A 26,973-nucleotide genomic window follows, 5' to 3' on the forward strand; every position below is an offset into this window, starting at 1 on the left:
GCCTCGATCAAGGGTTGATGGACATGGGACGCGACGAATCGCCGGGGACTTCGTCCGCCGGGCCGTCCACGCCAGGCTTGATCGCCTGGGTCGAGCCGGGCACCGGGTCTGGCGCCTTGCGCTTGTTGAGCGACTTGCCATGCTCGGGCGACGGCCACAGGCCGCGCGGGCGCACCAGCATGATCACGATCATGGCCAGCGCGATGAACAACTGCCGCAGGATCGAGGCGTCGAGGCGCCCGCCCGTCATCTGCTGCAGCGGGCCGGCCACGTAGCGCAGGACCTCAGGCAGCGCCGCCAGCAGCACCGCGCCCAGGATCACGCCGGGCAGGTGGCCGAGGCCGCCCAGCACCACCATGGCAACGATCATCACCGACTCCATCAGGCTGAAGGATTCGGGCGACACGAAACCCTGGAAGGCCGCGAACATCGATCCGGCCACGCCGCCGAAGCTGGCGCCCATGCCGAAGGCCAGCAGTTTCAGGTTGCGGGTATTGATGCCCATCGCCTTGGCGGCGATCTCGTCCTCGCGAATGGCCATCCAGGCGCGGCCCACGCGCGAGTTTTGCAGGCGGTGCGAGATGAACACAGTGATGATCACCAGCACCAGGAACAGGTAGTAGTACAGCGTCACCGACGAGATCGCGTACCCGTCGAGCTTGAGGGTGCGGCCGAGGTCCAGGCCGAACAGCTTGACCGAGTCGATCGAGGTGATGCCCTTGGGCCCGTTGGTGATGTTGACCGGGTGGTCGAGCGTGTTGAGGAACACGCGGATGATCTCGCCGAAGCCGAGCGTCACGATGGCCAGGTAGTCGCCGCGCAGCTTGAGCGTCGGCGCCCCGAGAATCACCCCGAAAATGGCCGCCACCACGAATGCCACCGGGATGACCCACAGCAGCGAGACGTGCACGCCGTTCGGGAACATGGCCTTGAAGGCGACGAACGTGTCGGTCAGGTGCGGCGACGCGGCAAGCGCGTAGATGTACGCGCCGATGGCGAAGAATGCCACGTAGCCCAGGTCGAGCAGGCCGGCGTAGCCCACGACGATGTTCAGGCCCAGGGCCAGCATCACGTACAGCAGCGCGATGTCGACGATGCGCACCCAGGCGTTGCCCTGGGTCTGCAGCACCAGCGGCAGCGCCAGCAGCAGGACGCCACAGACGAGGAAGACCGCGATCTTCTTGAAGGAGCTGTTCATGCGTGCCTCCGGCTCAGGCCCGATCCGCCACCCGCTCGCCCAGCAGGCCGGAAGGCCGCACGGTCAGCGTGAGGATCAGGATGATGAAGGCGAAGATGTCGCTGTGCTGGCTGCCCAGCAGGCCGCCGGTCACGTCGCTCAGGTAGCCGGCCCCGATGGCCTCGATCAGCCCCAGCAGGATGCCGCCGACGACCGCGCCGGGCAGGTTGCCGATGCCGCCGAACACCGCCGCGGTGAATGCCTTCAGGCCGGGAATGAAGCCCATGGCGTGCTGCGCGATGCCGTAGTTGGATGCGTACATGACGCCCGCGATGGCCGCCAGCACGGCACCGATGACGAAGGTGGCCGAGATCACCATGTCGGGCCGGATGCCCATCAGGGCCGCGACGCGCGGGTTCTCGGCCGTCGCGCGCATGGCGCGGCCGAGCTTGGTGAAGTTGACGATGTAGCTGAGCACCGCCAGGGACGCGGCCGTCAGCGCCAGGATCATGATCTGCGTCGGCGAGATCGAGGCGCCCGCCACGTGGATCGAATCGCTCGGCAGCAGCGTCGGGTAGGCCTTGTTGGTCGGCCGCCAGATGATCATGGCCAGCGTCTGCAGCAGGATCGACATGCCGATGGCGGTGATGAGCGGCGCCAGCTTGGGGCTGTTGCGCAGCGGCCGGTAGGCCACCTTCTCGATCACGAAGTTCAGCGCCCCCGCCACGACGCAGGCGATGATCAGCGCCAGCAAGAGAATGAGCCAGCCGGGCGAGTTGGGCATGGCCTCGCGCATCCAGCCGATGACGGTCCAACTGGTCAGCGCACCGACCATGAGCACCTCGCCGTGCGCGAAATTGATGAGGTTGATGATGCCGTACACCATGGTGTAGCCCAAGGCTATCAAGGCGTACATGCTGCCGAGAACCAGACCGTTGATGATCTGTTGCAGCAGGATGTCCATAAGAAAGTCCCTTTACCTGAGCAGCCTCGAGAGCCACTTTTCTACTTGCCAGAGCGCCGGGTTGGCACCATGGGGCTTTGTTAGCAAAAAACCCGCCAGCATTGTTGGCCGCGGGTTTGTCGGTTGCGATTCTAGACAAGAGAAAGCGCCGTTTCGGTGCACGGCGGACGGGGGTTTTCCCGCTGACGGCAGCCATCGGACGGCACTCGGGACGCCGCCGGCGACCCGGATTCCGGAACGGCGGCACCTGCGCGGCCGGCGCCTTCAGCCCCGTGGTGCCGGTGCCGGCGCCTGGCCGCCGGCCTCCTCGTTGAGGCGGCGCAATTCGCGAAGTTTCTCGGCGATCCTCAGTTCCAGCCCACGCTCGACCGGTTGGTAGAAGTCGGGCGGCGCCATGCCGTCGGGCAGGTAGTTCTCGCCGGCGGCGAACCCGCCGGCTTCGTCGTGCGCGTAGCGGTAGCCTTTGCCGTAGTCGAGTTGCTTCATCAACTTCGTGGGCGCATTGCGCAGCCGCATGGGCACGGGCCGCGTGCTGTCCTGCCGGACGAAGGCGCGGGCGGCGTTGTAGGCGGCATAGACCGCATTCGACTTGGCCGCCACCGCCAGGTAGACCACGCACTCGGCCAGCGCCAGTTCGCCTTCGGGCGAACCCAGCCGCTCGTAGACCTCGGCGGCGTCGAGCGCCAGGCGCAGCGCGCGCGGGTCGGCCAGCCCGATGTCCTCGCTGGCCATGCGGATCAGGCGGCGCGCCATGTAGCGTGGATCGGCGCCTCCGTCGAGCATGCGCACGAACCAGTACAGGGCCGCGTCCGGGTCGCTGCCGCGCACCGACTTGTGCAGTGCGGAGATGGTGTCGTAGAACTGCTCGCCGCCCTTGTCATACCGGCGCATGCGCTCGCCCAGTACCCGCAGCAGCCAGGCGTCGTCGATGGCCGTTCGCTTTTCGCTGCGCGCGGCCGTCGACAGGTTCTCGAGCGTGTTGAGAAGCCGGCGCGCGTCGCCGTCGGCATAGGCCACCAGGCGGTCGCGCGCGGCATCGTCGAGCGCCGGCACCGCGCCGATGGCCTGGGCCTTGGCGATGATCCGGGCTAGGTCGGCCTCTGCCAGCGGCTGCAGCACATAAACGGCGGCGCGCGACAGCAGCGCCGAGTTGACCTCGAAGGACGGATTCTCGGTGGTCGCGCCGATGAAAGTGAACAACCCGCTTTCCACATGGGGAAGGAATGCGTCCTGCTGGCTCTTGTTGAAGCGGTGCACCTCGTCGACGAACACGATGGTGCGCTGCGGTGCCAGCCCCTCGCGCGCCGCCTGGGCGCGTTCGACCGCCTCGCGCACGTCCTTCACACCGCCGAGCACCGCGCTGATGGCGATGAACTGCGCATCGAAAGCGTCGGCCATCAGCCGGGCGATGGTGGTCTTGCCGGTGCCCGGCGGCCCCCACAGGATGCACGAATGCGGCTCGCCCGACTCGAACGCGATGCGCAGCGCCATGCCGGGCCCCAGCAGGTGCTGCTGGCCGATGACTTCGCCCAGGCTGCGCGGCCGCAGGCGTTCGGCCAGCGGCTGGTGGGGGGCGGCGTTCGGGTCGGCGGCTTTCATCGATTCGGCGGGCGCGGGTGCAGTGGCATGAACGTCGATTCTTGCATTCCGCGGCGCGGGATGCCCGCGGCATGGCATTCGTTGCAGCCGCAGCCACCGGCCTCTACCATCCGCGCCTTGGGCCGCCGTGCGCGGCCGCATCCCTCAGGAGGCAGGTCATGCCGCGACTTCGCTTTCGTATCTCGATGTCGCTCGACGGCTTTGTGGCCGGGCCCGGGCAGAGTGTGCAACACCCGCTGGGCGTCGGCGGTGAACGCCTGCACGACTGGGCATTCGAGACGGCCGCCTTCCGCCGGCACCTGGGCCTGGAAGGCGGCGTCGTGAACGCGAGCAGCGCCGTCATCGACGAGCAGCTCGCCGGGATCGGCGCTACGGTGATGGGTCGCAACATGTTCGGCGGCGGACCGGGGCCGTGGAGCGAGGATCCGCCCTGGAACGGCTGGTGGGGCGACAACCCGCCGTTTCACCATCCCGTTTTCGTGCTCACCCGGCACGCCCGCGCGCCGCTCGCGCTCGAAGGAGGCACCACGTTCTACTTCGTGACGGAAGGATTGCGCTCGGCGCTGGAGAAGGCGCGAATCGCTGCCGGCGACCAGGATGTCGGCCTGGGCGGCGGCGCCGACGTCGCCCGGCAATGCCTCGCGGCCGGCTTCGTCGACCAGATGGACATCAACCTGGCCCCGATCCTTCTCGGCGAAGGCGAACGCCTGTTCGAGGGCATGGGCACCGAGCTGCACGGGTTGCGCCTGGCGCGCACGGTGGCGGCACCCAACGCGGTGCACCTGCGATTCGAGCGACCCTGAGGCCGGGAACCGCCCGCTATTGCTTCACGACGTCCGCGCCAGCCGGCGGCTGGAAGCGGAATGCGCCGTCCGGCAGCGCCGGATTCACCTGGACCTGCTCGAACCTGAGCACCGATCGCTGGCCGAAGCTGTCGAGGATCTCCAGCGACGCCAAGGCGTCGCCGCGAAAGCCCACCTGCACGTACTGCAACTGCCCGTCCTTGCTGCGCGGCGTGGCCTTGACCCATTGCATTCCGTCGCGCTCGGGCTGGGCCTCGAGCGTGAAATCGGCCTTGAGCGCGCTCAGGTCGGCGGCCGAGGCGATCAGCGCCGCCGGCGTCGAGCCGAGCGCCTGCGCCTGGCTGCGCTGCGTCACCTGGTTGAGGTCGGCGTCATAGAGCCACAGCGTGGTGCCGTCGGCCACGATGGTCTGGGCAAACGGCTTCTTGTAGTCGAACCGGAACCTGCCCGGCCGCTGGAATTCGAAGGTGCCGTTGGAGACGCGGTCTCGCTGCGCCTGGCCGTCCTTGGCCGGCGGCGTCACGGTCTGGGTGAACTGGGCACTGCCAGTGCGCACGCCCTTGACGAAGTTCTCCAGGCTGGCCATGCCGTCCGCCCAGGCGGCGCCGGCTGCGCCCAATGCCAGCACCAGGGCGGCCAGCCGCGGGAAATGAATGGTCATGTTCGGAATCTTCCTCACTCGGCGCGCGCCGGAACCAGGATCTCGCGCTGCCCGTTGGTGCTCATCGCACTGACCAGGCCGGCATGCTCCATGTCCTCGACCAGGCGCGCCGCACGGTTGTAGCCGATCTTCAGGTGCCGCTGCACCAGCGAGATGCTGGCCTTGCGGTGCTTGAGCACGACTTCGACCGCCTGGTCGTACATCGGGTCCTTCTCGCCGCCCCCCTCGCCGCCTTCACCCAGAAGATCGCTGTCGCCATCGACGGTGCCGCCCTCGAGCACGCCCTCGATGTAGTCGGGTTCGCCCTGTGCCTTGAGGTAGGCCACCACGCGATGCACTTCCTCGTCGGAGACGAAGGCGCCATGCACCCGCACAGGCAGGCCGGTGCCGCTGGCCATGTAGAGCATGTCGCCCATGCCCAGCAGTGCCTCGGCCCCCATCTGGTCGAGGATGGTGCGGCTGTCGATCTTGCTGGACACCTGGAACGCGATGCGCGTCGGGATGTTGGCCTTGATCAGGCCGGTGATCACGTCCACGCTGGGGCGCTGGGTGGCCAGGATCAGGTGGATGCCCGCCGCCCGCGCCTTCTGCGCCAGCCGTGCGATCAGCTCCTCGATCTTCTTGCCCACGACCATCATCAGGTCGGCCAGCTCGTCGATCACCACGACGATGTGCGGCTCGCGCTTGAGCGGCTCCGGGTCGTCGGGCGTCAGGCTGAAGGGGTTGTAGATGAACTCGCCCCTGCCCTTGGCCTCGTCGATCTTGGCGTTGTAGCCGGCCAGGTTGCGCACGCCCAGCTTGCTCATGACCTTGTAGCGCCGTTCCATCTCGGCGACGCACCAGTTCAGGCCGTGCGCCGCCTGCTTCATGTCGGTGACGACCGGCGCGAGCAGATGGGGAATGCCTTCATAGACCGACATTTCCAGCATCTTGGGGTCGATCATGAGGACGCGGACGTCGTTCGCCTCGGCCTTGTAGAGCAGCGACAGGATCATCGCGTTGATCCCCACCGACTTGCCCGACCCGGTGGTGCCGGCCACCAGCACGTGGGGCATCTTGGCGAGGTCGGCCACCACCGGGTTGCCGACGATGTCCTTGCCCAGGCCCATGGTGAGCATGGACTTGGCTTCGTTGTAGATCTGCGAACCGAGGATCTCCGACAGCCGGATCGACTGCCGCTTGGCATTGGGCAGTTCCAGCGCCATGAAGTTCTTGCCGGGAATGGTCTCGATCACGCGGATCGACACCAACGACAGCGAACGGGCCAGGTCCTTCGCCAGATTGACGATCTGCGAGCCCTTCACGCCGGTGGCCGGCTCGATCTCGTAGCGCGTGATCACCGGGCCGGGCGAAGCCAGCACGACCCGCACCTCGACACCGAAGTCCTTGAGCTTCTTCTCGATCAGCCGGCTGGTCATCTCCAGCGTGTCGGACGAGACGGTTTCCTGCCGGCCAGGCGCGGCATCGAGCAGGTCCACCTGCGGCAACTTGCTGTCGGGCAGTTCGCGGAACAGCGGCTTCTGGCGCTCCTTGACCATCCGATCGCTCTTGGGCACCTCGGCCAGCGCGGGCTCGATCTGCACCGGCGGCGTCGCCTGCCGGCGCCTGGCCTTGGGCTCGATGCGCAATTCCTCGTCGGGCGACTCGACGGCCTGGTCCTCGCGGTCGCCGAGAATCGATTCCTCTTCCTGGGCGCGTTCGCGTGCGGCGCGCTTGCCAAGCGCGATGTCCTGTGCCCGCTCGCGCTTCTCGCGGCGCCATTCGAACAACGAATAAAGTCGCGCGCCGATCCCTTCGGCGATGTGCGACCAGGAAAAGCGGAACACCAGGGCCGAGCCGATGACGCCGCCGGCAATGGCCACCAGCGCAGAGCCGGTGAACCCAAGCCAGCGCACGCTGGCCGGGCCGACCAGATATCCCAGCACGCCACCGCCATGCCCCGGCAGGTGCGACTCCAAGCGGTACAGGCGCGACCATTCCAGCACGGCGCTGGCGCAAAGCAGCAGAATGAGGCCGCCCCAGAACGCTAGGCGGCTGCGGTTGAATCGACCCAGGGGAGCTTGTTGCGAGTTGGCAGCAGCATCGGCGCCGCGCAGCCATCCGGCCAGCGAAGAGAGCCAGACGCGCCAGCCCGCCGCAAGGCACCACCACACGGAGTAGCCGGCCAGGAAGTAGCTGCCGTCGGCCAGCCAGGCACCCAGCCGACCGGCCCAGTTCTTGAGCGCGCCGCCGCTGCCCGAGGTGGACCACGCCGCATCCGAAGGCGTGTAGCTCAGCATTGCCAGCAGCCAGAACAGCAGCGCGACGAAGCCGGCGATCAGGGTGATCTCGTGCGCAAAGCGCATGACGCGCACGCGCGCCGGCTGGCCGGCGCCGGAAGCAGAATTGAGCGTGTTCAGCGAATAGGTCATGTCAGTGACGGCGACCAGCCCGCGGGCGGGCACAGCGACGCCGTCGTCGGTTGAATGGGCGCGCCTCGGGGCGCGAGGGCCCCATTGTCACAAATCGGCCGCGCAGGCGCGCGGCGCCTTGCCCGTCGCGCGAAGGCGTGTCGCATCGACGCGACCCGCACTCCGGACTCAGGCCAGCGAAGACAGGCGGTCCTTGACGATCATCGAGCCATCGCCCTGCGTCTGCACGAAGCCGCGCTCTTCCAGGTCTTTCATGACGCGGCTGACCATCTCGCGCGACGCGCCGACCATCTTGGCCAGGTCCTGGCGCGAGATCTTCTCGCGAATCTTCATGTTGCCCAGCCCGTCGTCCGAGGCGAACTCCAGCAGCGACCGGGCCACGCGGCCGTAGACGTCCATCAGGGCCAGCGACTCGATCTTGCGGTCGGCGTGGCGCAGGCGCCCGACCAGTCCGCGCAGGATGTTGTAGGGCATCGAGTTGACTTCCGGCAGGCACCGCGCAAAGCCGTCGCGCCCGAGCATCAGCACGTCCGTCTGCACCTCGGTGCGCACCGTTGCCGAATGGGGTTCGTCGTCGATCAGGCTCATCTCGCCGAAGTAGTCGCCTGGCTGCAACGTGGCCAGGATGACCTCGCGGCCGCGGTTGTCGGTACTCATGACGCGGGCCCTGCCGGTCAGGATGATGTAGAGGGAATCCGACTTCTTGCCTTGCTCCACGATCACCTCTGCGCGCTTGAAGCGGCGCTTGACGATGACGTCGGCGATGCTTGCCGATTGCGCCGTGGTCAGCGCCGAAAACAGCGGCACGCGCCGCAGGAGATCGATATTGGAAAGCATCGACATTCAAGGATCCCTTTTATGTGGCGCGATCGAGGATGGCGATGGATTCCTACAATCGCACGCATTGAAAACACTCCGGCCTCCCGCCGGAACCCGGACCGGATACTCTGTATCCATCCGATTGGCTCCAAAATGTACACGCTCGGCGCGTGTATTTATCACGTCACACAGGGTTTCTCATGTCGAACACGCAACACGCCAAGGTCCTCATTCTTGGATCCGGCCCCGCCGGGTACACCGCTGCAGTCTATGCGGCCCGCGCCAACCTTCAGCCGCTGCTGATCACCGGAATGGCCCAGGGCGGCCAGTTGATGACCACCACCGAAGTCGACAATTGGCCGGCGGATGTTCACGGCGTTCAGGGCCCCGAACTGATGCAGCGCTTCCTCGAGCACGCGGAGCGATTCAAGACAAAAGTGGTATTCGACCACGTCAACAAGGTCGACCTGGGCAGGCGCCCGTTCACCCTGACGGGTGACAGTGGAACCTACACCTGCGACACGCTGATCATTGCCACCGGCGCCTCGGCCAAGTATCTGGGACTGCCGTCCGAACAGAACTTCATGGGGCGCGGCGTATCGGGCTGCGCAACGTGCGACGGCTTCTTCTACCGCGAGCAGGAGGTATGCGTCATCGGTGGCGGCAACACCGCGGTCGAGGAAGCGCTGTACCTGTCGAACATCGCCAACAAGGTAACGCTGGTGCACCGCCGCGACAAGTTCCGGGCCGAGCCGATCCTGGTGGACAAGCTGGAAGAAAAGGTCGCCCAGGGCAAGATCGAGTTGAAGCTGCACAGCACGCTCGACGAGGTCCTCGGCGACGATTCCGGCGTGACGGGCGTGCGGCTGAAGAACACCAAGACCGGCGCCACCGAGCAGATCGACCTCAAAGGCTGCTTCATCGCCATCGGCCATCAGCCCAATACCGAGATCTTCCAGGGCCAGCTCGAGATGAAGGACGGCTACATCCTGACCAAGTCGGGCCTGCAGGGGTTCGCGACCATGACCAGCATTCCGGGTGTGTTCGCCGCCGGCGACGTGCAGGACCATGTCTATCGCCAGGCCATCACCAGCGCCGGCACCGGCTGCATGGCGGCACTCGACGCCCAGCGCTTCCTCGAGCAGGAATAAGCGCCCGCCGCCAGATCGGCATTCGGGCTATAATGCTTGGCTTTGCCGGATTTGGCAGAGCCGGGAACCCGCCACCCGGATCATTTTGGCGAGGTCAAGCTGTAACCCACCGGTCCGGCGTTGTGGCAAGGCACCCACGCTTTGCCCGCAAATTGCCTCAGGCGCATCGCCGATGCGCCCGGCGCGGACCGATGCCAGCTGTTTGAAGAAAGAGTGTCCCAAATGGCACGCGTATGCGAAGTCACGGGCAAGGGCCCGATGGTCGGGAACAACGTTTCCCACGCCAACAACAAAACCAAGCGCCGGTTCATGCCGAACCTGCAATATCGCCGTTTCTGGGTCGAGACCGAAAACCGCTGGGTTCGCCTGCGCGTTTCGAGCGCGGCCCTGCGCCTGATCGACAAGAATGGCATTGACGCCGTGCTCGCCGACCTGCGTGCGCGCGGCCAAGCCTGATCACTAGTTAAGGAGCGCAACCATGGCCACGAGCAAGGGCGGACGCGAAAAGATCAAGCTGGAATCCACCGCGGGTACCGGCCACTTCTACACGACCAGCAAGAACAAGAAGACGATGCCTGAAAAGATGTCGATCATGAAGTTCGACCCCAAGGCACGCAAGCACGTCGAATACAAGGAAATCAAGCTGAAGTAATTCAGCTGCCAGGCCAACCGGCCCGGCCGTTTCCCCAAAGCCTTCAAGCAACCCGCCGCGGTCCATGACCCGGCGGGTTGTTTCGTTTGCGGGGGTTCAGGGGCGCTGAAATTCGCTCCGTGACGAGCAAAAAGAAAAGCCGCCCGAGGGCGGCTTTTGTTCGATTGGCACAGTCTCCAGAGAGACCGAGCCCGCCGGCAAGCAAGATGGTGGTGGTCAGCGACCTTGCTGTCAGGCGGCCCGCGCAGCGCGCAGGCGAACCGAAAACTCTTGAAGGGCGGCAATGCCGCTGGCTTCGGCGCGATGGCACCAGGCCGCGAGTTCGGCGGTGAGCTGTTCGCGCGACTGCGACGTGTTCAGCCACATCTGGCGCAATTCTTCGCGCATGGTCAGCATCTTGTCGAGCGCCGGATGTGCCGCCCGTGCCTGCACCAGGGTCTGGCGGGCAGAAGCCGGCATCTTGTCGTCGTCGCGGTGCAGCCAGCGCTTGGCGGCCTTGAGCAGCGACAGGTCGGCGCCCTTGGACTTGAGTTGCACGATCTCGGCCTTGCAGGCGCTGCGCATGCCGCGGGCGTAGCCGGCCATGACCTCGTAGCGATTGGCGATGACCGCCTCGAGCGTCTTCTCGTCGGCCACAGGCTGGACGGCGCCCAGCTGCAGCTTGGGCGGCACCTTCTTGACCTTGGCCCAGCCGAGCGCCTCGAAGGCACGGATGTAGACCCAGCCGATGTCGAACTCGTACTTCTTGACGGAGAACTTGGCCGACGTCGGGTAGGTGTGGTGGTTGTTGTGCAGCTCCTCGCCGCCGATGATCAGCCCCCACGGCGAGATATTGGTGCTGGCGTCCGGCGCCTCGAAGTTGCGGTAGCCCCAGTAGTGGCCGATGCCGTTGATGATGCCGGCCGCCGTGATCGGGATCCAGAGCATCTGGACCGCCCACACCGTCAGGCCGAGCGCGCCGAACAAGGCCACGTTGATCACGAGCATGAGGCCGACGCCCTGCCAGCTGTAGCGGCTGTAGAGGTTGCGCTCGATCCAGTCATTGGGCACGCCGTGGCTGAACTTGGCGATGGTCTCCGCATTCTTGGCCTCGGCGCGATACAGCTCGGCGCCGCGCCACAGCACGGTGTCGATGCCGCGCGTCTGGGGGCTGTGCGGATCGTCCTCGGTCTCGCACTTGGCGTGGTGCTTGCGGTGGATGGCAACCCATTCGCGCGTGACCATGCCGGTGCCCAGCCACAGCCAGAAACGGAAGAAATGCGAAGGAATCGGCCCCAGATCCATGGCGCGGTGCGCCTGGGTCCGGTGCAGGAAGATGGTGACCGCGGCAATGGTGATGTGGGTGGTGAAGAGCGTGTACAGCACGATCTCCCACCAGCTCAGGTTCCACAGCCCGTTGGCGAGCCAGTCGACGGCCGCATTCAATACGGCGGAGTCAGGGAAAAACAACTTTGGTTCTCCATGGCCGCACATGACGACGGCCTGTTCGTAGAAATAGCGATTTTACCGGTCCATGGCCTAAAAAGACCCTTGATTTTCATCAGGAAAAGGAAGGGCATTCAAAAGAGTTGGCCGAATTGAATAGTTTGGGGCGTTTAGGCGCGTTTCCAGACAGCGGCAAAAAAACCGTCGGTGTCATGCCGGTGCGGCCACAGGCGCAGGTAGCGTTGGCCGGAGGCGCCGCCCCTGGTCAGCGCCGCGGCGCCTTCCACCTTCAGCCCGGCCAGCAATTCGCCGGCCTCGACCGGTTCGAATTCGGGATGCGCCGCACCAAAAGCCTCGGCGATCGCCTCGTTTTCCTGTGTCAGGACGCTGCAGGTGGCGTAGACAAGGCGTCCGCCGGGCTTGACCAGACGCGATGCCGACTGCAGGATCGCCGCCTGCTTGGCCGTGAGCTCCTCGATCGACTTGGGCGACTGGCGCCATTTCAGGTCCGGATTGCGCCGCAGGGTGCCCAGGCCGGAGCACGGCGCATCGATCAGCACCCGGTCGATCTTGCCGGCCAGCCGCTTGATCCGGTCGTCGCGCTCGTGGGCAATCGCCGCCGGGTGGACATTCGACAGGCCGCTGCGCGCCAGCCTTGGCTTGAGCGCGTCCAGCCTGTGCGCCGACGTATCGAAGGCATACAGGCGGCCGGTGCTGCGCATGCTGGCCCCGATGGCGAGGGTCTTGCCGCCGGCGCCGGCGCAGAAGTCCACCACCATCTCTCCACGCTTGGCGTCGAGCAGCAGCGCCAGCAGCTGGGAGCCTTCATCCTGAACTTCGATGGCGCCGCGCGCGAACGCGTCCAGCCGCGTCAGCGCCGGCTTGCCGTCGATGCGCAGGCCCCACGGCGAATACGGGGTCGTCACGGCGTGGATGCCAGCCAGTTCGAGTTCCTTGCGGACGTCCGCACGCTTGTCGGCCAGCGCGTTCACGCGCAGGTCCAGCGGTGCGGCCCGCAGCAGCGACTCGGCCAGGGGCCAGAAATCGTCGCCCAATTCAGCCCGAAGGGGGCCGGCCAGCCATTCCGGCAGATTGTGCCGATGCCTGTCCAGCAGTTCTGCCGGCGACACCGATTCGCAGGCGGCAAGCCACGCGGCCTCTGTATCGGTGAGCGCGCTGCGCAGGAAGTCGCGCGGCCCATGAAATCCGAGAATGGCCAGGCGGCGCTCGCGCGACCCACTGCCGGAGGCGGCGAAATGCTCGTACTGCAGCTTGCGCCGCAGCACGTTGTAGGTGGTTTCGGCCAGTGTGGCCCGCTCGCGCGGGCCCAGCGACCGGTTTTCCCGGAAATGGCGGGAAACGATGGCGTCGGCCGGATGGTCGAAACGCAGGACGCGTGCGACGAGTTCCGCCGCCGCGTCCAACAGGGCTCTGGGATGCATGTGCCGATTGTCCCATCGGCACGCCGCCTGACGGCGTCGGCGGCAAAAAGGTTCAGCGAGCGGCGCGTTGCCAGAAAGGCGCGTGCACGTTGCGCTCGATCTCCTGCCGCGTCGGCGCCAGGCCGGCCCACAGCACCAGCGCGACACCTGGCAGGCTCGAGGTCTGCTCCAGGTGGCGGCACAAGGCATGGCGTTCTTCATCCGCCAGTCCAGGCAGGTCGAGGAACAGGATGTACGCGCGCCGCCACGGAAACTCGTGCAGCTTCTTGCGCACCAGCCAGGCGCTGGCGACGGAGTGGCAGCGGGCCAGGTCGGCCCGCAGTTCACCCGCCTCGAACTCGCTCAGGTCGTGCGGCGCGACATGGCTGAAGAAGGATGTCTCGGTGAGTTCCTCCCACGCCCGCCGCTCGGCCTCGTCCGCCTCCTTGAGCCGGCCGCGCCACAGCTTGAGCGCCGCCTCGTCATGTGCGCCGGCATCGGGGTTTTCGAGCAGTTGCACGGCGCAGCGGGCGGCCCACCACCGGCTGCCGCTTCCGGTCTCGTACAACCGGTCGAGGGCCGGCAGCCGCGCGTTCCGGTCGAGTGGAGGGAGCATCTGGACATGGCCTCGCAAAGCTCCTGCGTGCCCGGGCGCCAGCTCCAGCGCCCGTTCGTACCGGTCGCGAACATTGGCGTGGGGGTCGAGCCGACGCTCGAGGTCCGCCCATTCGACCATCTCGTCTGCGTTGTTGCGCGCCGCGCTGCCGGCCAGCACCTGCACGCGCTCGCGCACCCGCGCCAGATGCTGGAAGTGCTGCTTCCAGTCGCTGGCATGCTCGGCGCGCCACTTGCGGTCGAAATGGACAATCCACCGGTCGCCCTTGTCGGCAAACATGTCGAGCGCCGGCTTGACGGACCATTCGGGTACGCCGGGCTTTTCATTGAGGGCCTCCAGGCGGTCACGCAAGACCGGGTGGGTGTCGTCCACGTCACTGAGGCGCCGCAATGCCTCGCGCAGCGCGCCGCGGGCGAACACCGGCTCCGGTGCGGCGCGCAGCTGTTCGCGCAGGGCGCCAAAAGGGCCCACCGGCAGTTGCTCGCTCGCGGCACGCGCCCAATGCGCGGTCCAGAAGCACTCGGCATACCAATGCCCCTTGACGGCGATCTCGGCCAGCGCCGCGGCGACGACCGACGTGCCCAGCAATCGGGCCGAGACGCGATCAGCCTCGTACTCGTCCTGCCGCGCCAGCGCGAAGGTCTTGGCGGCAAAGCGCGGCACGTACCAACGGAAGAAGAATTGCGACAGTGTCGACATCACCCCCTCGCCGCGGCGCAGGCTTTCGTCCAGCCTGATCCAGGACATGCGGGTGCGGTAGATCCAGGCGCTTAGGCGGCCATGGTTGCCGCGCAGGTGGCCGTACTCATGCGCGAGCACCGACAGCAGACGCCGGCGATCCAGCGCCATCAGCAGCGGCAGGCCCACGCTCAGGTAGTTGACGGCGCCTCCGAGGAGCCCGAAGCGAGGCAATTGCCGGATGCTGGCGTTGAACGCGTCGTCCAGATAGACGTGATGGACCGGCGGACCGTCGATCCGCTCTCGGATGCGATCGAGCGCGTCGAACAGCCGCGGCGCGTCAGCCCGTTCCAGGCGCACGCCGTCCGGCCGGTCGAAACGCACCCAGAGCGCTCGCACCGTCGTCCACAACAGCCCGATGGCGAACAAGGCCACCCAGCCGCGCGTGATCGCCCGTTGGCCGTGGGCACTCCAAGCCCAGGCCAACAGACCGACGGCCAGGGCCAGGCAGGCAAGCACCCAGGCGAAGCCCAGCGCCGCAAAGGCGGCGACGCCGCGACGATAGCGGCCGCTGTTGCGGGCGCTGTCGTGTTCGCTGATGCGTACGAGATGGACGAAGTCGGCGCGATCCACAGGAGGTTCAATGAAGCATTCAGTACATATTAGTGGTCTGAATACAAATTGTTACCTCACGCCGCGGAATGGCTCGCTTTTCGTAACTTATCTCCGTGGCGCCGATGCGTCAGCCGCCGCGGCGGGCCAGGAGAAACCGTTCTATCGCCCGGGGGAACAGCGTGTGTTCCTGGGCCAGGACCCGCCTGGAAAGGCTGGCCGGATCATCGTCCGGAAGCACGGGCACCACGGCCTGGTCCAGGATCGGCCCGTGGTCCAGTGCCGCCGTGACCTGGTGGACCGTCGCGCCGGCCACCTTGCACCCTGCCTCGATCGCGCGGCGATGGGTATCCAGGCCCGGAAACGCCGGCAGGAGCGACGGATGGATATTCAGCAGCCGGCCGGCATAGCGGTCGACGAAAGCGGGCGTGAGAATCCGCATGAAGCCGGCCAGGACCACGAGTTGCGGTGCGTGCGCATCGACGGCGCGGGCCAGCGCCTCGTCGAAGGCTTCGCGCGTGGCGAAGTCCCGGTGCGGGACGACCCCGGTCGCAATCCCGGCCTCGCGCGCGAGCACCAGTCCCCCCGCCTCCTCTCTGTTGCTGATGACGGCTGCCACCCGGGCACCGAATCTGCGCTCCCAAGAAGCGGCACGCGCTGCATTGACCACGGCCATCATGTTGGAGCCGGTGCCGGAGATCAGGATCACAATGTTCTGGTTCATTCCGGCGCGGATTATCCAGCTGTCGCCGGGCTGACTCGCGGGCCCGAACGATCGTGCTAAAAATTCGGATTCACTGGAGACGTCCACATGGATTTGGCCTTTACCCCTGAAGAACAGAAGTTCCGCGAAGAAGTCCGCGCCTGGGTCGCGGAGAACCTGCCCAAGGACCTGTCGCACAAGGTGCACAACGCGCTCGAGCTCACGCGTGACGACATGCAGCGCTGGGCCAAGATCCTGGGCAAGAAGGGCTGGCTCGGCTACGGCTGGCCCAAGCAGTTCGGCGGCCCGGGCTGGACCGCGGTGCAAAAGCACCTGTTCGAGGAAGAAACCGCCTTGGCCGGCGCGCCGCGAATCATTCCCTTCGGCCCGGTGATGGTGGCCCCGGTGATCATGGCTTTCGGCAATGCCGAGCAGCACAAGCGATTCCTGCCCGGCATCGCCAGCGGCGAAGTCTGGTGGAGCCAGGGCTACAGCGAGCCGGGCTCCGGCTCCGACCTGGCCTCGCTGCGCACCCGGGCAGAGCGCAAGGGCGACAAGTTCATCATCAACGGCCAGAAGACCTGGACCACGCTCGGCCAGCACGGCGACTGGATGTTCAACCTGGTGCGCACCAGCACGGAGGGCAAGCCGCAGACCGGCATCAGCTTCATCGTGCTGGACATGAAGACACCCGGCGTCACGGTCCGCCCGATCAAGCTCATGGACGGCAGCGTGGAGGTCAACGACGTGTTCTTCGACAACGTCGAAGTGCCGGCGGAGAACCTCATCGGCGAAGAGAACAAGGGCTGGACCTACGCCAAGCACCTGCTGTCGCACGAGCGCACGAACATCGCGGACGTGAACCGCGCCAAGCGCGAGCTCGAGCGCCTCAAGCGCATCTCCCGGCAGGAAGGCCTGTGGGACGATGCGCGCTTTCGCGACGAGATCGCCAAGCTCGAGGTGGACGTCGTTGCGCTCGAGATGCTGGTGCTGCGCGTGCTGTCGGCCGAGAAATCGGGCAAGAACCCGCTGGACATCGCCGGCCTGCTGAAGATCCGCGGCAGCGAAATCCAGCAGCGCTATTCCGAACTCATGATGCTGGCCGGCGGCCCCTATGCGCTGCCACTCGTCCGCGAGGCGATGGAAGCCGGCTGGCAGGGTAACTTCCCTGGCGGCCAGGCCAACCTGGCGCCGCTGGCCTCCACCTATTTCAACATGCGCAAGACCACCATCTACGGCGGCTCGAACGAAGTGCAGCGCAACATCGTCGCCCAGACCGTGCTGGGCTGAAGAAGAAAGAGAAAGACAAATGGACTTCGATTTTTCCGACGACCAGCAACAGCTTCGCGACGCGGTCGCCAAGTGGGTGGAAAAGGCCTATGCGTTCGAGCGCAGGCGCGGCATCGAGGCAGCCGGCGGCTTCTCGCGCGAGGCCTGGGACGAACTGGCCGAGCTGGGCCTGGGCGGGCTCTACATCCCCGAGGATGAAGGCGGACTGGGCATGGGCCCGGTCGAGGGCATGGTGGTGATGGAGGAGCTCGGGCGCGGGATCGTGCTCGAGCCGCTGGCGCAGAGCCTCATCGCCGGCGCGGTGCTGGCCGGACATGCCGACGAGGACACGAAGGACAACTGGCTGCCGCGCATCGCTGGCGGGCAGGCCCTGGTCGTGCTGGCCTACCAGGAGCGCAAGGCGCGCTACCGCCTGGACGTGTGCGAGGCGCAGGCGAAGAAATCCGGCAGTGCCTGGACCCTGAGCGGCACCAAGAGCCTGGTGCCGGTCGGAGACCAGGCCGACGCCTTCCTGGTGCCGGCCCAGGCCGATGGCCGAATCGCGCTGTTCCTGGTCGAGCGCAACGCCAGCGGCGTCGAGGCGCGGGGCTACGGCACCCAGGACGGCAGCCGCGCCGCCGAGGTGGTGTTCGACAACGCGTCGGCCACCCTGGTCGCGGCCGACGGCTTGCCGGTGCTCGAGCACGCAGTCGACATCGGCATCGCCTCGCTCTGCGCCGAAGCGGTGGGCGTCATGGAAAAGACCCTGGCCGTCACCGCCGAATATCTCAACACCCGCAAACAGTTCGGCGTGCTGATCGGCAGCTTCCAGGCCTTGCGCCACCGGATGGCCGACATGAAGATGCAACTGGAGCTGGCCCGCTCGATGAGCTACTACGCCACTCTCAAGCTCAATGCCCCGGCACCCGAACGCCGCCAGGCCATCGCCCGCGCCAAGTACCAGCTCGGCCAGTCGATGCGCTTCGTCAGCCAGCAGTCCGTGCAGTTGCACGGCGGCATCGGCGTGACCGACGAGTACATCGCCAGCCACTACTTCCGAAGGCTCACGCAGATGGAAATGACGTTCGGCGACAGCCTGTACCACCTGGGCCAGGTGTCCGATCGCATGCAGGACACGGCCGGCGTCTTCGCCTGATGCCATCGCTCCAATGAGAAAAGCCCGCCGTGATCCGGCGGGCTTTTTCCTTGGGGGATCGTCAGCCGTGCAGGCGGGACGTCTTGGGCAGGTGCGCCATCAGGAACTCCATCTGGTCGGCCAGTATGCGGCGGTTGCGCAAAATGAAGTCTTCCCACAGGCTGGGCACGTACGGCGTATACAGCAGCGACATGCCGGCCTGCTCGGGCGTGCGGTTGGCCTTGCGGTGATTGCAGGCGCGGCAGGCGGTCACGACGTTCATCCAGTTGTCGACGCCGCTTTGGGCAAATGGGCGGATGTGCTCGCGCGTGAGATCCTCGTCGGCGAAATGACCGCCGCAGTAGGCGCAGATGTTGCGGTCGCGGGCAAACAGCTTGCTGTTGGTCAGGCCCGGGCGCTGCTCGAAGGGGTTGATCTTCGGCACGCCCTTGGTGCCGATGATGCTGTTGATGGCGATCTGCGACTGCTGGCCCGTCACGGCGTTGTGCCCGCCGCGGAACACGGCGACCTGGGCGCCGACTTCCCAGCGTACCTCGTCCGCCGCGTAGTGGATCACCGCCTGCTCCAGCGAGATCCACGACTGCGGCAGCCCCTGGGCCGACAGCTTCAACACCTTGACCACCAACGCCTCCTTCTCGACTGGGAGAGAAAAGAAACTACAGGCAAACAATTCGTCGCAACGAGTCACAATATTACCCCGCTTTCATGACAAGTCGTCTGCGACCGGGCATCACCCGGGGATGACGTGCTATCAAAACCATAACTGCCGATGCAAATCTTCAGAGGATTTCGCCATCCCGGGATTGCCCCGGCGTGCGCCTTGACCATTGGCAATTTCGACGGTGTCCATCGCGGCCACCAGGCGATGTTGGGCCTGCTGGCCAACGAGGCGCGCCAGCGCGGCGTGCCGAGCTGCGTGCTGACGTTCGAGCCGCATCCACGCGACTACTTCGCCCAGACCATGCGCAAGCCCGACCTGGCCCCGGCGCGCATCGGCACCTTGCGGGACAAGCTCGGCGAGCTGGCCGCGTGCGGGGTCAACCAGACCGTGGTGCTGCCGTTCGACGCCCGGCTGGCGTCGCTCTCGCCCGATGCTTTCATCCAGGACGTGCTGCGCGACGGCCTCGGGGTGCGATACGTCCTGGTGGGCGACGATTTCCGCTTCGGCGCCAAGCGCGCGGGCGACTACGCGATGCTCGATGCCGCCGGCGAGGCCAGCGGATTCGACGTGGCGCGCATGATGAGCTACGAAGTGCACGGTCAGCGCGTGTCCAGTTCGGCCGTGCGCGAGGCGCTGGCGGCGGGCGACATGTCCCTGACCCAGGCGCTGCTCGGCCGGCCCTACGCCATCTCCGGCCACGTGGTCCATGGCCGCAAATTGGGCCGGGCGCTGGGGGCCAGCCAGCCGGGCGGCCAGGACGGGTTTCGCACGCTCAACATGCGCTTCAAGCACTGGAAGCCGGCCGCCAGCGGGATCTTCGCCGTGCTGGTGCATGGCCTGTCGGAGCAGCCGCTGCCTGGGGTCGCCAACCTGGGCGTGCGGCCTTCGCTGGATGCAAATGACGTCAATGCCGGCCGGGTGCTGCTGGAGACGCATTGCCTGGAATGGCCGGAAAACCTCGGCGACGAAGGCGCCTACGGTAAAATTGCCCGCGTGGAACTGCTGCACAAACTTCACGACGAGCTGCGCTACACCAGCCTCGAGGCCCTCACGGCCGGCATCGCGAAGGATCGCGACGATGCCCGTGCGTTCTTCGCGTCCACCCATCGGCAGACGACCCGCGACCGAATTTGAGCGGCGGATGGCCTCGCAAGGCACCTGCCCGGCACATTGCCCGCGCCGCTGCCCGGACCGAATCCCTCCGCCGATCTCCGCACTTCATCGAGTGCGCCGGCCACCCCAGCGCCGGCGGCTCGCCGATCGATCTCCCCCGCGCATGCCGCTGTCCGGCAGCGCCCTTCCGGATCCGTCCGGAGACCACTTCTCGAACGAACGACCATGGCCGACACCCCTGACGATGCCAGCACCGACTACCGTGCGACGCTGAACCTGCCCGAGACGCCCTTTCCGATGCGTGGCGACCTGCCCAAGCGCGAGCCGGGCTGGGTCAAGCAGTGGAACGACGAGGGGCGCTACCAGCGCCTGCGCGATGCCCGCCTCGGTGCGCCGAAGTTCATCCTGCACGACGGCCCGCCCTACGCCAATGGGCAGATCCACATGGGTCACGCGGTCAACAAGATCCTCAAGGACATGATCACCAAGGCGCGCCAGCTCGAAGGCTACGACGCGCTGTACGTGCCGGGCTGGGATTGCCACGGGCTGCCGATCGAGAACGCCATCGAGAAGAAGCACGGACGCAACCTCAGCCGCGACGAGATGCAGGCCAGGAGCCGTGCCTACGCGACCGAGCAGATCGCGCAGCAGATGGCCGACTTCCAGCGCCTGGGCGTGCTGGGCGAGTGGACACATCCGTACAAGACCATGGACTTCGCCAACGAGGCGGGTGAGATCCGCGCCTTCAAGCGGGTGATCGAGCGCGGCTTCGTCTATCGCGGCCTCAAGCCCGTGTACTGGTGCTTCGACTGCGGCTCCTCTCTGGCCGAGTTCGAGATCGAATACGCCGACAAGAAGAGCCAGACGCTGGACGTCGCCTTCAAGGCGCACGATCCGGCCGCGCTGGCCGCCGCCTTCGGCCTGCCCGCGCTGGACAAGGACGCGTTCGCCGTCATCTGGACCACCACCGCCTGGACGATCCCGGCCAACCAGGCACTCAACCTCAATCCGACGCTGGACTACGCGCTGGTCGACACCGAGCGCGGGCTGCTGGTCGTCGCGGCTTCGCTGGTCGAGATGTGCATGAACCGCTGGGCGCTCGACGGCAAGGTGCTGGCCACGACCAAGGGAGAGAAGCTGGGCGGCCTGGCGTTCGAGCATCCGCTGTACGACGTCGATCCGGGCTACCGCCGCCTGTCGCCGATCTACCTGGCCGACTACGCCACCGCCGATGACGGCACCGGCATTGTCCATTCCGCGCCCGCCTACGGCCTGGAGGACTTCAACTCCTGCGTGGCGCACGGCCTGGACTACGACGACATCCTGAACCCGGTGCAAGGCAACGGCAGCTATGCCGCCGAGCTCCCCCTGTTCGGCGGCCAGAACATCTGGAAGGCGGTCCCGGCCATCATCCAGACGCTGCGCGAAGCAGGCCGGCTGCTCGGGACCGAGGTCATCAGCCACAGCTATCCGCACTGCTGGCGCCACAAGACGCCGGTGATCTACCGCGCCGCCGCGCAGTGGTTCATCCGCATGGATGAAGGCGAAGGCGTGTTCACGAAGGCGGGCGACAAGCCGGCCAGGACGCTTCGCCAGATGGCGCTGGACGCCATCGAGCAGACCGGCTTCTATCCCGAGAACGGCAAGGCCCGGTTGCACGACATGATCGCCAACCGGCCCGACTGGTGCATCTCGCGCCAGCGCAGCTGGGGTGTTCCCATCCCGTTCTTCCTGCACAAGGATTCGGGCGAGTTGCATCCGCGCACGATGGAAATCCTCGACCAGGCCGCCGCCATCGTCGAGCAGGGCGGCATCGAGGCCTGGAGCCGGGTGACGACCGAGGAGATCCTGGGCGTCGAGGATGCCCCGAGCTATACCAAGAGCACCGACATCCTCGAAGTCTGGTTCGATTCCGGCTCGACCTTCTTCCACGTGCTGCGCGGCACCCACCCGAACGTGCACCACGACACCGGTCCGGAGGCCGACCTGTACCTGGAGGGGCACGACCAGCACCGCGGCTGGTTCCATTCGTCGCTTCTGCTCGCTTGCGCACTTGAAGGCCGGGCGCCCTATCGCGGCCTCCTGACGCACGGCTTCACCGTCGACAGCCAGGGCCGCAAGATGAGCAAGTCGCTCGGAAACGGCATCGATCCGCAGGAAGTGAGCAAGAAGCTCGGCGCCGAGATCATCCGGCTGTGGGTGGCCGCGAGCGACTACTCGGGCGACATTGCCGGCGACGACAAGATCCTGGCACGCGTGGTCGACGCCTACCGCCGGATCCGCAACACGCTGCGCTTCCTGCTGGCCAACACCAGCGACTTCGACATCGACAACGACCTGGTGCCGCTGCAGGAAATGCTGGAGATCGATCGGTACGCGCTGGCACGGGCCGCGCAGTTCCAGGCCGAGATCCTGGCGCACTACAAGGTGTACGAGTTCCACCCCGTCGTGGCCAAGCTGCAGGTCTATTGCAGCGAAGACCTCGGCGCGTTCTACCTCGACGTGCTCAAGGATCGCCTCTACACGACTGCCGCCGGTTCCAGGGCGCGGCGCAGCGCGCAGACGGCGCTGTGGCACATCACCCAGGCCATGCTGCGCTGGATGGCGCCGTTCCTGAGCTTCACGGCCGAAGAAGCCTGGGCCTTCTGCGCGCCCGCCGCCAGTCGCGGCCACTCGATCTTCGCCGAGACCTATCTGGAGCTGGGCGAGCCGGACGAGGCCCTCCTGGCCAAGTGGTCCCGCATTCGCGAAGTGCGCGACCTGGTCAACAAGGAGGTCGAGAACCTGCGCGCCGACGGCAAGCTGGGTTCGTCGCTGCAGTCGAACGTGCGCCTGACCGCGGATGCGGCCGACCACGCGCTGCTGGCCAGCCTGGGCGACGACCTCAAGTTCGTCCTGCTGAGCTCGGTCGCCGAGTTGACGGCTGGTGAACAGTTCGCGGTCGAAGTGCGCCCCAGCGAAGCGCTCAAGTGCGAGCGCTGCTGGCACTGGCGCGACGACGTCGGCCACAACCCCGACCGGCCCACCCTGTGCGGCCGCTGCACGAGCAACCTCTATGGCGCCGGCGAAACGCGCACCGTGGCATGAGCGAACGTCATCCGATGAACGCCACGATCTCGCCCGCCAAGACAGGCAACGCCAACATCTGGCCGTGGCTGATCCTGGCGCTGGTCATTGTCTGCGCCGACCAGCTGACCAAGGCGCTGATCCTTGGCAACTACCGGCTGGGCGACCAGACGGTGGTCACCGGCTTCTTCAACATCGTTCGAGCCCACAACACCGGCGCCGCCTTCTCGTTTCTGGCCGACGCGGCCGGGTGGCAGCGCTGGCTGTTCACGGCCATCGGCGTTGGCGCGGCCACCTTCATCGTCTGGATGCTGCGGCGCCACGCCGGCCAGGTGCTGTTTTCCCTGGCCATGGCGCTGATCCTAGGTGGCGCCATCGGCAACGTGGTCGACCGGACGGTGCACGGCTACGTTGTTGATTTCCTCGACTTCCATTGGAGCGGCCGTCACTTCCCGGCCTTCAACCTGGCCGACAGCGCAATCACGCTTGGCGCGGTCTTCCTGATCCTGGACGAACTCCGACGCATGCGACGCGGGAACTAGACCGACGCGAAATCCCCCCGCCGGCGCGTATAGTCTTCGCGATCCATGAAGCATCTGTTGAACTTGCTGGCGGCCGTGGCGCTGCTGGTATGGGGTACCCATCTCGTCCGCACCGGCGTCATGGGCGTGTTCGGCGCCGATCTGCGCGAGCTGCTGGCACGCAGCATGCGCAACCGCTTCACCGCCGCGCTGTCGGGCATCGGGGTCACGGCGCTGGTGCAGTCGAGCACCGCCACCTCGCTCATGACTTCGTCTTTCGTCGGCCAGGGGCTGGTGTCGCTGCCCGCGGCGCTGGCGGTCATGCGCGGCGCCGACGTCGGAACGGCGCTGATGTCCGTGCTGTTCTCGACCGATCTGTCGTGGCTCTCGCCGCTGTTCATCTTCGTCGGGGTGGTCCTCTACATCTCGCGCACGGCGACTCAGGCCGGGCGGGTCGGCCGCATCCTGATCGGCCTGGGCCTCATGCTCCTGGCCCTGCAGCTCGTGGTGGCAGCCACCGGCCCACTCTTCGATGCGCCGCCGGTGCGCGCGCTGCTGGCATCGCTGACGAGCGACGTACTGCTCGAGATCACCCTCGGCGCCGCCCTTGCCGTGCTGGCCTATTCAAGCCTGGCGGTCGTGCTGCTCGTGGCCGCCATGGCCAGCTCGGACGTCGTTCCGCTGGACGTGGCGCTGGGGCTCGTGCTGGGCGCAAACCTGGGCAGCGGCCTGCTGGCGGTGCTGACCAATGCCAAGTCGGCCGTGACGGTGCGGCGGGTCACGGTGGGCAACCTTGTCTTCAAGCTGCTTGGCGTCGCACTTGCCGCGCCCTTCATCGGACTTTGGCTTCACTCCGTGCGCCCGTACGTTCCGGCCACGCAGGTGGTGGTGCTGTTCCACCTGGCTTTCAACGTCGTCATGAGCGTGTTGTTCATTGGCCTGACGGACTGGGTGGCGCAAGCCATGACGCGGCTGCTGCCCGAGCCGGTCGAGCCGCCGGGCAACCGTCGGCCGCGCCATCTCGACCCTTCCGCACTTTCCACGCCCACGCTGGCCATCTCCAACGCGGCGCGCGAAGCCATGCATCAAGCCGACCTGGTCGAGACCATGCTGATCGGTCTGCTGGAGGTGATCCGCCGCGACGACCTGCGGCTCGCGGTCGAGCTGCGGAAGATGGACGACGACGTCGACCGCCTGTACTCGGACATCAAGTACTACCTGACCAAGATTTCGCGGGAGGCGCTGGGCGAGGCGGAGAGCCGGCGCTGGACGGACATCATCAGCTTCACCATCAACATGGAGCAGATCGGCGACATCATCGAGCGCGTCATCATCGACATCGAGGACAAGAAGATCCGGCCGCACCGCAACTTCTCAGAGGCCGGCATGCGCGAGATCACCGAGCTGCATGCCCGCCTGCTGGCCAATCTGCGACTGGGCATGAGCGTCTTCCTCAACGGCAACCTGCACGACGCCCAGCGCCTGCTTGAAGAAAAGGTGCGCTTCCGCGACCTGGAGCACCACTATTCCAACACCCACCTGGAGCGGCTTTCGGAGCGCACCACCTCCAGCATCGAGACCAGTTCGCTGCACATCGACCTGATCAGCGACCTCAAGCGCATCAACTCCCACATCTGTTCGATTGCCTATCCCATCCTGGATTCGGCAGGCGCGCTGGCGCCTTCGCGACTTCGCGCATCACGGCTGGGCGAACTGGAAACGTGAGCGCGCGCCCGCCGGGCCGGCGGGTCGGCGCGCGGGGAAGGAAGGCAACCTCAGGACATCAGCCGGGCCCGCGTCGCGTGCGAGGCCCGCTCCTTGAGCAGGTACTCGTGGTAGAGCAGCAGCGGAATGACGCCGAAGCCCATGCCGATCGTGAAGACCAGCAGCCCGGTCAAGGGAAAGAGGGCGCGCGTCAGGTCGGTCGCCGAAAGCGCCAGGGCCAGCATGCTGACGCCGACGATGGCACCCACTACGGCACGCGACCACCACTCGACGCGCTGGTCATCTCGTGGGGCATTGCCCGATACATACTGAGCGCCTTGGCGCATGTCTCCGTCGATGTGCATTGCCTCTCCATCGTGTGGCAGGCTCCCTGCGTCATTGATACCACGCAGGTTCGATGCAGATCAACCGAGCAGCTTCCCTAGTATCCGGCGGCGGCGGCCGATGGACGCCTCGCTGAAGGCGGATCAGCCCCGCCCGATGCGGCTGGCGCGCCGGCGCAGTTCGGCGGCTGCCCGCGGATCGGTCGACTCGACGGCATGGGCCCGGACCAGCAGGCGATGCATCTGCTCCATTTCGGCCACGATCGCGCCGGGCGACACAAGGGCCTCGATCAGGGCGACGGCTTCGCGCGCGAAGGCCGACCAGCGACGTTGCCACGGGCCGGCAAGCGTGCCGTGGCGAATGGCGGATGTAGCGGTGAACATGATGACGATGACTCCGGCAAAGAGAAGACAACAACCTGAGGAGAGAGAGCTGGCTCGATCTTCGTCATCATTTGAGTCAATGTAAAACGATATTTATTGCTATTTGAAAGCAATAATGATGCATTGAAATTGACGTGCCATCCATGGATATCGCCCTCGCTCGGACTTTCCTGGCCATCGTCGACACGGGCAGCTTTCTGCGCGCGTCCGAGCGGCTGCACGTGACCCAGACCTCGGTGAGCGCTCGCGTGCGGACGATGGAGGAACAACTCGGCCAGCCCCTGTTCGTGCGCAACAAGGCAGGCGCCGCCCTTTTGCCCGCGGGCGAGCGGTTCCTGCCGCACGCTCGAACGCTGGTGCAGGTCTGGGAACGGGCGCGACAGCAGGTGGCCGTGCCCAGCGGTAGCCGCGCCGTTCTCGCGCTGGGCTGCGAAATCAGCCTGTGGCAGCCGCTGCTGCCGCGTTGGATGACCTGGATGCGCAGCCACGCCCCGGAATTGGCGCTGCGCACCGCCGTCTCGGCGCCGCGAGAACTCCTGGATCAGGTGGCGGCCGGCGTGCTGGACATTGCCATCGTCTACGCACCGCAGCAACGGCCCGGTCTACGGGTGGAACTGTTGATCGAGGAAAAGCTGGTAATGGTGAGTACCGACGCCAGCGTGCGTTCGCCGCGGGCTGCGGACTATGTGAATGTGGACTGGGGTCCGGAATTCGAGCAGCAGCACGGGCTTGCGTTTCCCGCCCTGTCGAACGCACCCGTGCGCGCTGGCCTGGGGCCGATGGGGCTCGAATACATCCTCGGCGCCGGCGGCACCGGGTATTTCCGGCAGGAAGTCGTAAGCGCTCACATCGAAGCCGGGCGACTGTACCGCGTCCCCGGCGCCCCGGAGTTCCTGTATCCGGCTTACGCCGTGTATGCGGCCCACGCCGCACCCGCGGCCCTGGAAAGCGCATTGGCAGGCTTGCGCCAATGCGCCGACGGGGAGCGGCACACCGAGGCGGCATCCGCCGCCGTCGAGACATTGGGGAAAAAGCCTAGGCGCGCCGCCGGGAAAAGTTGACC

General features: G+C 66.5%; 24 protein-coding genes. 11 read left to right on the forward strand and 13 right to left on the reverse strand.

Annotated elements, in window-relative coordinates:
- Positions 1-7: 7 nt before the first annotated feature.
- The 3 genes from VES41_RS12005 to VES41_RS12015 form a co-directional block, all read right to left on the reverse strand.
- The gene (locus VES41_RS12005; protein WP_324816899.1) at positions 8-1,198 is read right to left on the reverse strand and encodes a branched-chain amino acid ABC transporter permease; all 1,191 of its coding nucleotides are present in this window, start codon (positions 1,196-1,198) and stop codon (positions 8-10) included.
- Positions 1,199-1,211: 13 nt separating this feature from the next.
- The gene (locus VES41_RS12010) at positions 1,212-2,141 is read right to left on the reverse strand and encodes a branched-chain amino acid ABC transporter permease (RefSeq protein ID WP_324816902.1); all 930 of its coding nucleotides are present in this window, start codon (positions 2,139-2,141) and stop codon (positions 1,212-1,214) included.
- Between the two features lie 264 nt (positions 2,142-2,405).
- A complete protein-coding gene (locus tag VES41_RS12015) occupies positions 2,406-3,740 on the reverse strand; it encodes a replication-associated recombination protein A (protein ID WP_324816905.1) in 1,335 nt (444 codons plus the stop codon).
- Positions 3,741-3,898: 158 nt separating this feature from the next.
- Here VES41_RS12015 and VES41_RS12020 point away from each other — a divergent pair, with 158 nt between their 5' ends.
- Complete coding sequence (locus VES41_RS12020; protein ID WP_324816907.1) at positions 3,899-4,543, forward strand: dihydrofolate reductase family protein; 645 nt, start codon at positions 3,899-3,901, stop codon at positions 4,541-4,543.
- 16 nt (positions 4,544-4,559) lie between these two features.
- Here VES41_RS12020 and lolA read toward each other — a convergent pair whose 3' ends face one another.
- From lolA to VES41_RS12035, 3 genes are all read right to left on the reverse strand, one after another.
- Positions 4,560-5,204, reverse strand: a complete 645-nt coding sequence (gene lolA, locus VES41_RS12025; RefSeq protein ID WP_324816910.1) for an outer membrane lipoprotein chaperone LolA — start codon at positions 5,202-5,204, stop codon at positions 4,560-4,562.
- A gap of 14 nt (positions 5,205-5,218) precedes the next feature.
- The gene (locus tag VES41_RS12030; protein ID WP_324816912.1) at positions 5,219-7,615 is read right to left on the reverse strand and encodes a DNA translocase FtsK; all 2,397 of its coding nucleotides are present in this window, start codon (positions 7,613-7,615) and stop codon (positions 5,219-5,221) included.
- A 168-nt stretch (positions 7,616-7,783) separates the two neighbouring features.
- The gene (locus VES41_RS12035) at positions 7,784-8,458 is read right to left on the reverse strand and encodes a Crp/Fnr family transcriptional regulator (protein WP_324816915.1); all 675 of its coding nucleotides are present in this window, start codon (positions 8,456-8,458) and stop codon (positions 7,784-7,786) included.
- Between the two features lie 176 nt (positions 8,459-8,634).
- On the opposite strand from VES41_RS12035, the gene trxB reads away from it, so the two are divergent.
- The 3 genes from trxB to rpmG all read left to right on the forward strand — a co-directional run bounded on the left by trxB (position 8,635) and on the right by rpmG (position 10,237).
- Positions 8,635-9,585, forward strand: a complete 951-nt coding sequence (trxB, locus tag VES41_RS12040; protein WP_324816918.1) for a thioredoxin-disulfide reductase — start codon at positions 8,635-8,637, stop codon at positions 9,583-9,585.
- A gap of 222 nt (positions 9,586-9,807) precedes the next feature.
- A complete protein-coding gene (gene rpmB, locus VES41_RS12045; protein ID WP_093381525.1) occupies positions 9,808-10,041 on the forward strand; it encodes a 50S ribosomal protein L28 in 234 nt (77 codons plus the stop codon).
- A gap of 22 nt (positions 10,042-10,063) precedes the next feature.
- Positions 10,064-10,237: a 50S ribosomal protein L33 gene (gene rpmG / locus VES41_RS12050; protein ID WP_007830291.1), complete on the forward strand. Its 174-nt coding sequence runs from the start codon at positions 10,064-10,066 to the stop codon at positions 10,235-10,237.
- 231 nt (positions 10,238-10,468) lie between these two features.
- Here the strand turns inward: rpmG and VES41_RS12055 are convergent, their stop codons facing one another.
- From VES41_RS12055 to purN, 4 genes are all read right to left on the reverse strand, one after another.
- Positions 10,469-11,686, reverse strand: a complete 1,218-nt coding sequence (locus VES41_RS12055; protein ID WP_324816953.1) for a DesA family fatty acid desaturase — start codon at positions 11,684-11,686, stop codon at positions 10,469-10,471.
- Between the two features lie 146 nt (positions 11,687-11,832).
- The gene (locus VES41_RS12060) at positions 11,833-13,104 is read right to left on the reverse strand and encodes an RsmB/NOP family class I SAM-dependent RNA methyltransferase (protein WP_324817039.1); all 1,272 of its coding nucleotides are present in this window, start codon (positions 13,102-13,104) and stop codon (positions 11,833-11,835) included.
- A gap of 52 nt (positions 13,105-13,156) precedes the next feature.
- Complete coding sequence (locus VES41_RS12065) at positions 13,157-15,010, reverse strand: M48 family metallopeptidase (RefSeq protein ID WP_324816956.1); 1,854 nt, start codon at positions 15,008-15,010, stop codon at positions 13,157-13,159.
- Positions 15,011-15,119: 109 nt separating this feature from the next.
- Positions 15,120-15,713 (reverse strand): phosphoribosylglycinamide formyltransferase, encoded by a 594-nt coding sequence (gene purN, locus VES41_RS12070; protein ID WP_324816959.1) that lies wholly within the window; start codon positions 15,711-15,713, stop codon positions 15,120-15,122.
- A gap of 87 nt (positions 15,714-15,800) precedes the next feature.
- Here purN and VES41_RS12075 point away from each other — a divergent pair, with 87 nt between their 5' ends.
- The gene (locus VES41_RS12075; RefSeq protein WP_324816961.1) at positions 15,801-16,982 is read left to right on the forward strand and encodes an acyl-CoA dehydrogenase family protein; all 1,182 of its coding nucleotides are present in this window, start codon (positions 15,801-15,803) and stop codon (positions 16,980-16,982) included.
- 19 nt (positions 16,983-17,001) lie between these two features.
- Positions 17,002-18,117 carry an acyl-CoA dehydrogenase family protein gene (locus VES41_RS12080; RefSeq protein ID WP_324816963.1) on the forward strand — a complete coding sequence of 372 codons (1,116 nt, stop codon included), beginning with the start codon at positions 17,002-17,004 and terminating at the stop codon, positions 18,115-18,117.
- A gap of 61 nt (positions 18,118-18,178) precedes the next feature.
- Here the strand turns inward: VES41_RS12080 and VES41_RS12085 are convergent, their stop codons facing one another.
- Entirely contained in the window at positions 18,179-18,739 is a 561-nt protein-coding gene (locus VES41_RS12085) for an HNH endonuclease (protein WP_324816965.1), read from the reverse strand.
- A gap of 147 nt (positions 18,740-18,886) precedes the next feature.
- Between VES41_RS12085 and VES41_RS12090 the strand changes: the two genes are divergently transcribed.
- The 4 genes from VES41_RS12090 to VES41_RS12105 all read left to right on the forward strand — a co-directional run bounded on the left by VES41_RS12090 (position 18,887) and on the right by VES41_RS12105 (position 25,203).
- Positions 18,887-19,912 (forward strand): bifunctional riboflavin kinase/FAD synthetase, encoded by a 1,026-nt coding sequence (locus tag VES41_RS12090; protein WP_324816967.1) that lies wholly within the window; start codon positions 18,887-18,889, stop codon positions 19,910-19,912.
- A gap of 204 nt (positions 19,913-20,116) precedes the next feature.
- A complete protein-coding gene (gene ileS / locus VES41_RS12095; protein ID WP_324816969.1) occupies positions 20,117-22,978 on the forward strand; it encodes an isoleucine--tRNA ligase in 2,862 nt (953 codons plus the stop codon).
- A gap of 14 nt (positions 22,979-22,992) precedes the next feature.
- Positions 22,993-23,499, forward strand: coding sequence for a signal peptidase II (gene lspA / locus VES41_RS12100; RefSeq protein WP_324817042.1), 507 nt, complete (start codon positions 22,993-22,995; stop codon positions 23,497-23,499).
- Positions 23,500-23,544: 45 nt separating this feature from the next.
- Positions 23,545-25,203: a Na/Pi cotransporter family protein gene (locus VES41_RS12105; RefSeq protein ID WP_324816971.1), complete on the forward strand. Its 1,659-nt coding sequence runs from the start codon at positions 23,545-23,547 to the stop codon at positions 25,201-25,203.
- A 50-nt stretch (positions 25,204-25,253) separates the two neighbouring features.
- Here VES41_RS12105 and VES41_RS12110 read toward each other — a convergent pair whose 3' ends face one another.
- The gene (locus VES41_RS12110) at positions 25,254-25,547 is read right to left on the reverse strand and encodes a hypothetical protein (protein ID WP_324816973.1); all 294 of its coding nucleotides are present in this window, start codon (positions 25,545-25,547) and stop codon (positions 25,254-25,256) included.
- 123 nt (positions 25,548-25,670) lie between these two features.
- A complete protein-coding gene (locus VES41_RS12115) occupies positions 25,671-25,910 on the reverse strand; it encodes a hypothetical protein (RefSeq protein WP_324816975.1) in 240 nt (79 codons plus the stop codon).
- A 143-nt stretch (positions 25,911-26,053) separates the two neighbouring features.
- Here VES41_RS12115 and VES41_RS12120 point away from each other — a divergent pair, with 143 nt between their 5' ends.
- Positions 26,054-26,971, forward strand: coding sequence for a LysR family transcriptional regulator (locus VES41_RS12120; protein WP_324816978.1), 918 nt, complete (start codon positions 26,054-26,056; stop codon positions 26,969-26,971).
- Positions 26,972-26,973: the final 2 nt, after the last annotated feature.

The organism is Variovorax sp. (genome assembly GCF_035634955.1).
Lineage (GTDB): Bacteria > Pseudomonadota > Gammaproteobacteria > Burkholderiales > Burkholderiaceae_C > Variovorax.

What these genes read in the sequence shown, in the direction of transcription:
- VES41_RS12060 (WP_324817039.1), bottom strand. Translation starts at nt 13,104, where the DNA reads ATGCATCCCAGAGCCCTGTTGGACGCGGCGGCGGAACTCGTCGCACGC.
- lspA (WP_324817042.1), top strand. Translation starts at nt 22,993, where the DNA reads ATGAACGCCACGATCTCGCCCGCCAAGACAGGCAACGCCAACATCTGG.
- VES41_RS12035 (WP_324816915.1), bottom strand. Translation starts at nt 8,458, where the DNA reads ATGTCGATGCTTTCCAATATCGATCTCCTGCGGCGCGTGCCGCTGTTT.
- VES41_RS12010 (WP_324816902.1), bottom strand. Translation starts at nt 2,141, where the DNA reads ATGGACATCCTGCTGCAACAGATCATCAACGGTCTGGTTCTCGGCAGC.
- VES41_RS12020 (WP_324816907.1), top strand. Translation starts at nt 3,899, where the DNA reads ATGCCGCGACTTCGCTTTCGTATCTCGATGTCGCTCGACGGCTTTGTG.
- purN (WP_324816959.1), bottom strand. Translation starts at nt 15,713, where the DNA reads ATGAACCAGAACATTGTGATCCTGATCTCCGGCACCGGCTCCAACATG.
- VES41_RS12110 (WP_324816973.1), bottom strand. Translation starts at nt 25,547, where the DNA reads ATGCACATCGACGGAGACATGCGCCAAGGCGCTCAGTATGTATCGGGC.
- VES41_RS12090 (WP_324816967.1), top strand. Translation starts at nt 18,887, where the DNA reads ATGCAAATCTTCAGAGGATTTCGCCATCCCGGGATTGCCCCGGCGTGC.
- VES41_RS12120 (WP_324816978.1), top strand. Translation starts at nt 26,054, where the DNA reads ATGGATATCGCCCTCGCTCGGACTTTCCTGGCCATCGTCGACACGGGC.
- VES41_RS12030 (WP_324816912.1), bottom strand. Translation starts at nt 7,615, where the DNA reads ATGACCTATTCGCTGAACACGCTCAATTCTGCTTCCGGCGCCGGCCAG.
- VES41_RS12005 (WP_324816899.1), bottom strand. Translation starts at nt 1,198, where the DNA reads ATGAACAGCTCCTTCAAGAAGATCGCGGTCTTCCTCGTCTGTGGCGTC.
- VES41_RS12115 (WP_324816975.1), bottom strand. Translation starts at nt 25,910, where the DNA reads ATGTTCACCGCTACATCCGCCATTCGCCACGGCACGCTTGCCGGCCCG.
- rpmG (WP_007830291.1), top strand. Translation starts at nt 10,064, where the DNA reads ATGGCCACGAGCAAGGGCGGACGCGAAAAGATCAAGCTGGAATCCACC.
- VES41_RS12080 (WP_324816963.1), top strand. Translation starts at nt 17,002, where the DNA reads ATGGACTTCGATTTTTCCGACGACCAGCAACAGCTTCGCGACGCGGTC.
- VES41_RS12075 (WP_324816961.1), top strand. Translation starts at nt 15,801, where the DNA reads ATGGATTTGGCCTTTACCCCTGAAGAACAGAAGTTCCGCGAAGAAGTC.
- trxB (WP_324816918.1), top strand. Translation starts at nt 8,635, where the DNA reads ATGTCGAACACGCAACACGCCAAGGTCCTCATTCTTGGATCCGGCCCC.
- rpmB (WP_093381525.1), top strand. Translation starts at nt 9,808, where the DNA reads ATGGCACGCGTATGCGAAGTCACGGGCAAGGGCCCGATGGTCGGGAAC.
- VES41_RS12105 (WP_324816971.1), top strand. Translation starts at nt 23,545, where the DNA reads ATGAAGCATCTGTTGAACTTGCTGGCGGCCGTGGCGCTGCTGGTATGG.
- ileS (WP_324816969.1), top strand. Translation starts at nt 20,117, where the DNA reads ATGGCCGACACCCCTGACGATGCCAGCACCGACTACCGTGCGACGCTG.
- lolA (WP_324816910.1), bottom strand. Translation starts at nt 5,204, where the DNA reads ATGACCATTCATTTCCCGCGGCTGGCCGCCCTGGTGCTGGCATTGGGC.
- VES41_RS12015 (WP_324816905.1), bottom strand. Translation starts at nt 3,740, where the DNA reads ATGAAAGCCGCCGACCCGAACGCCGCCCCCCACCAGCCGCTGGCCGAA.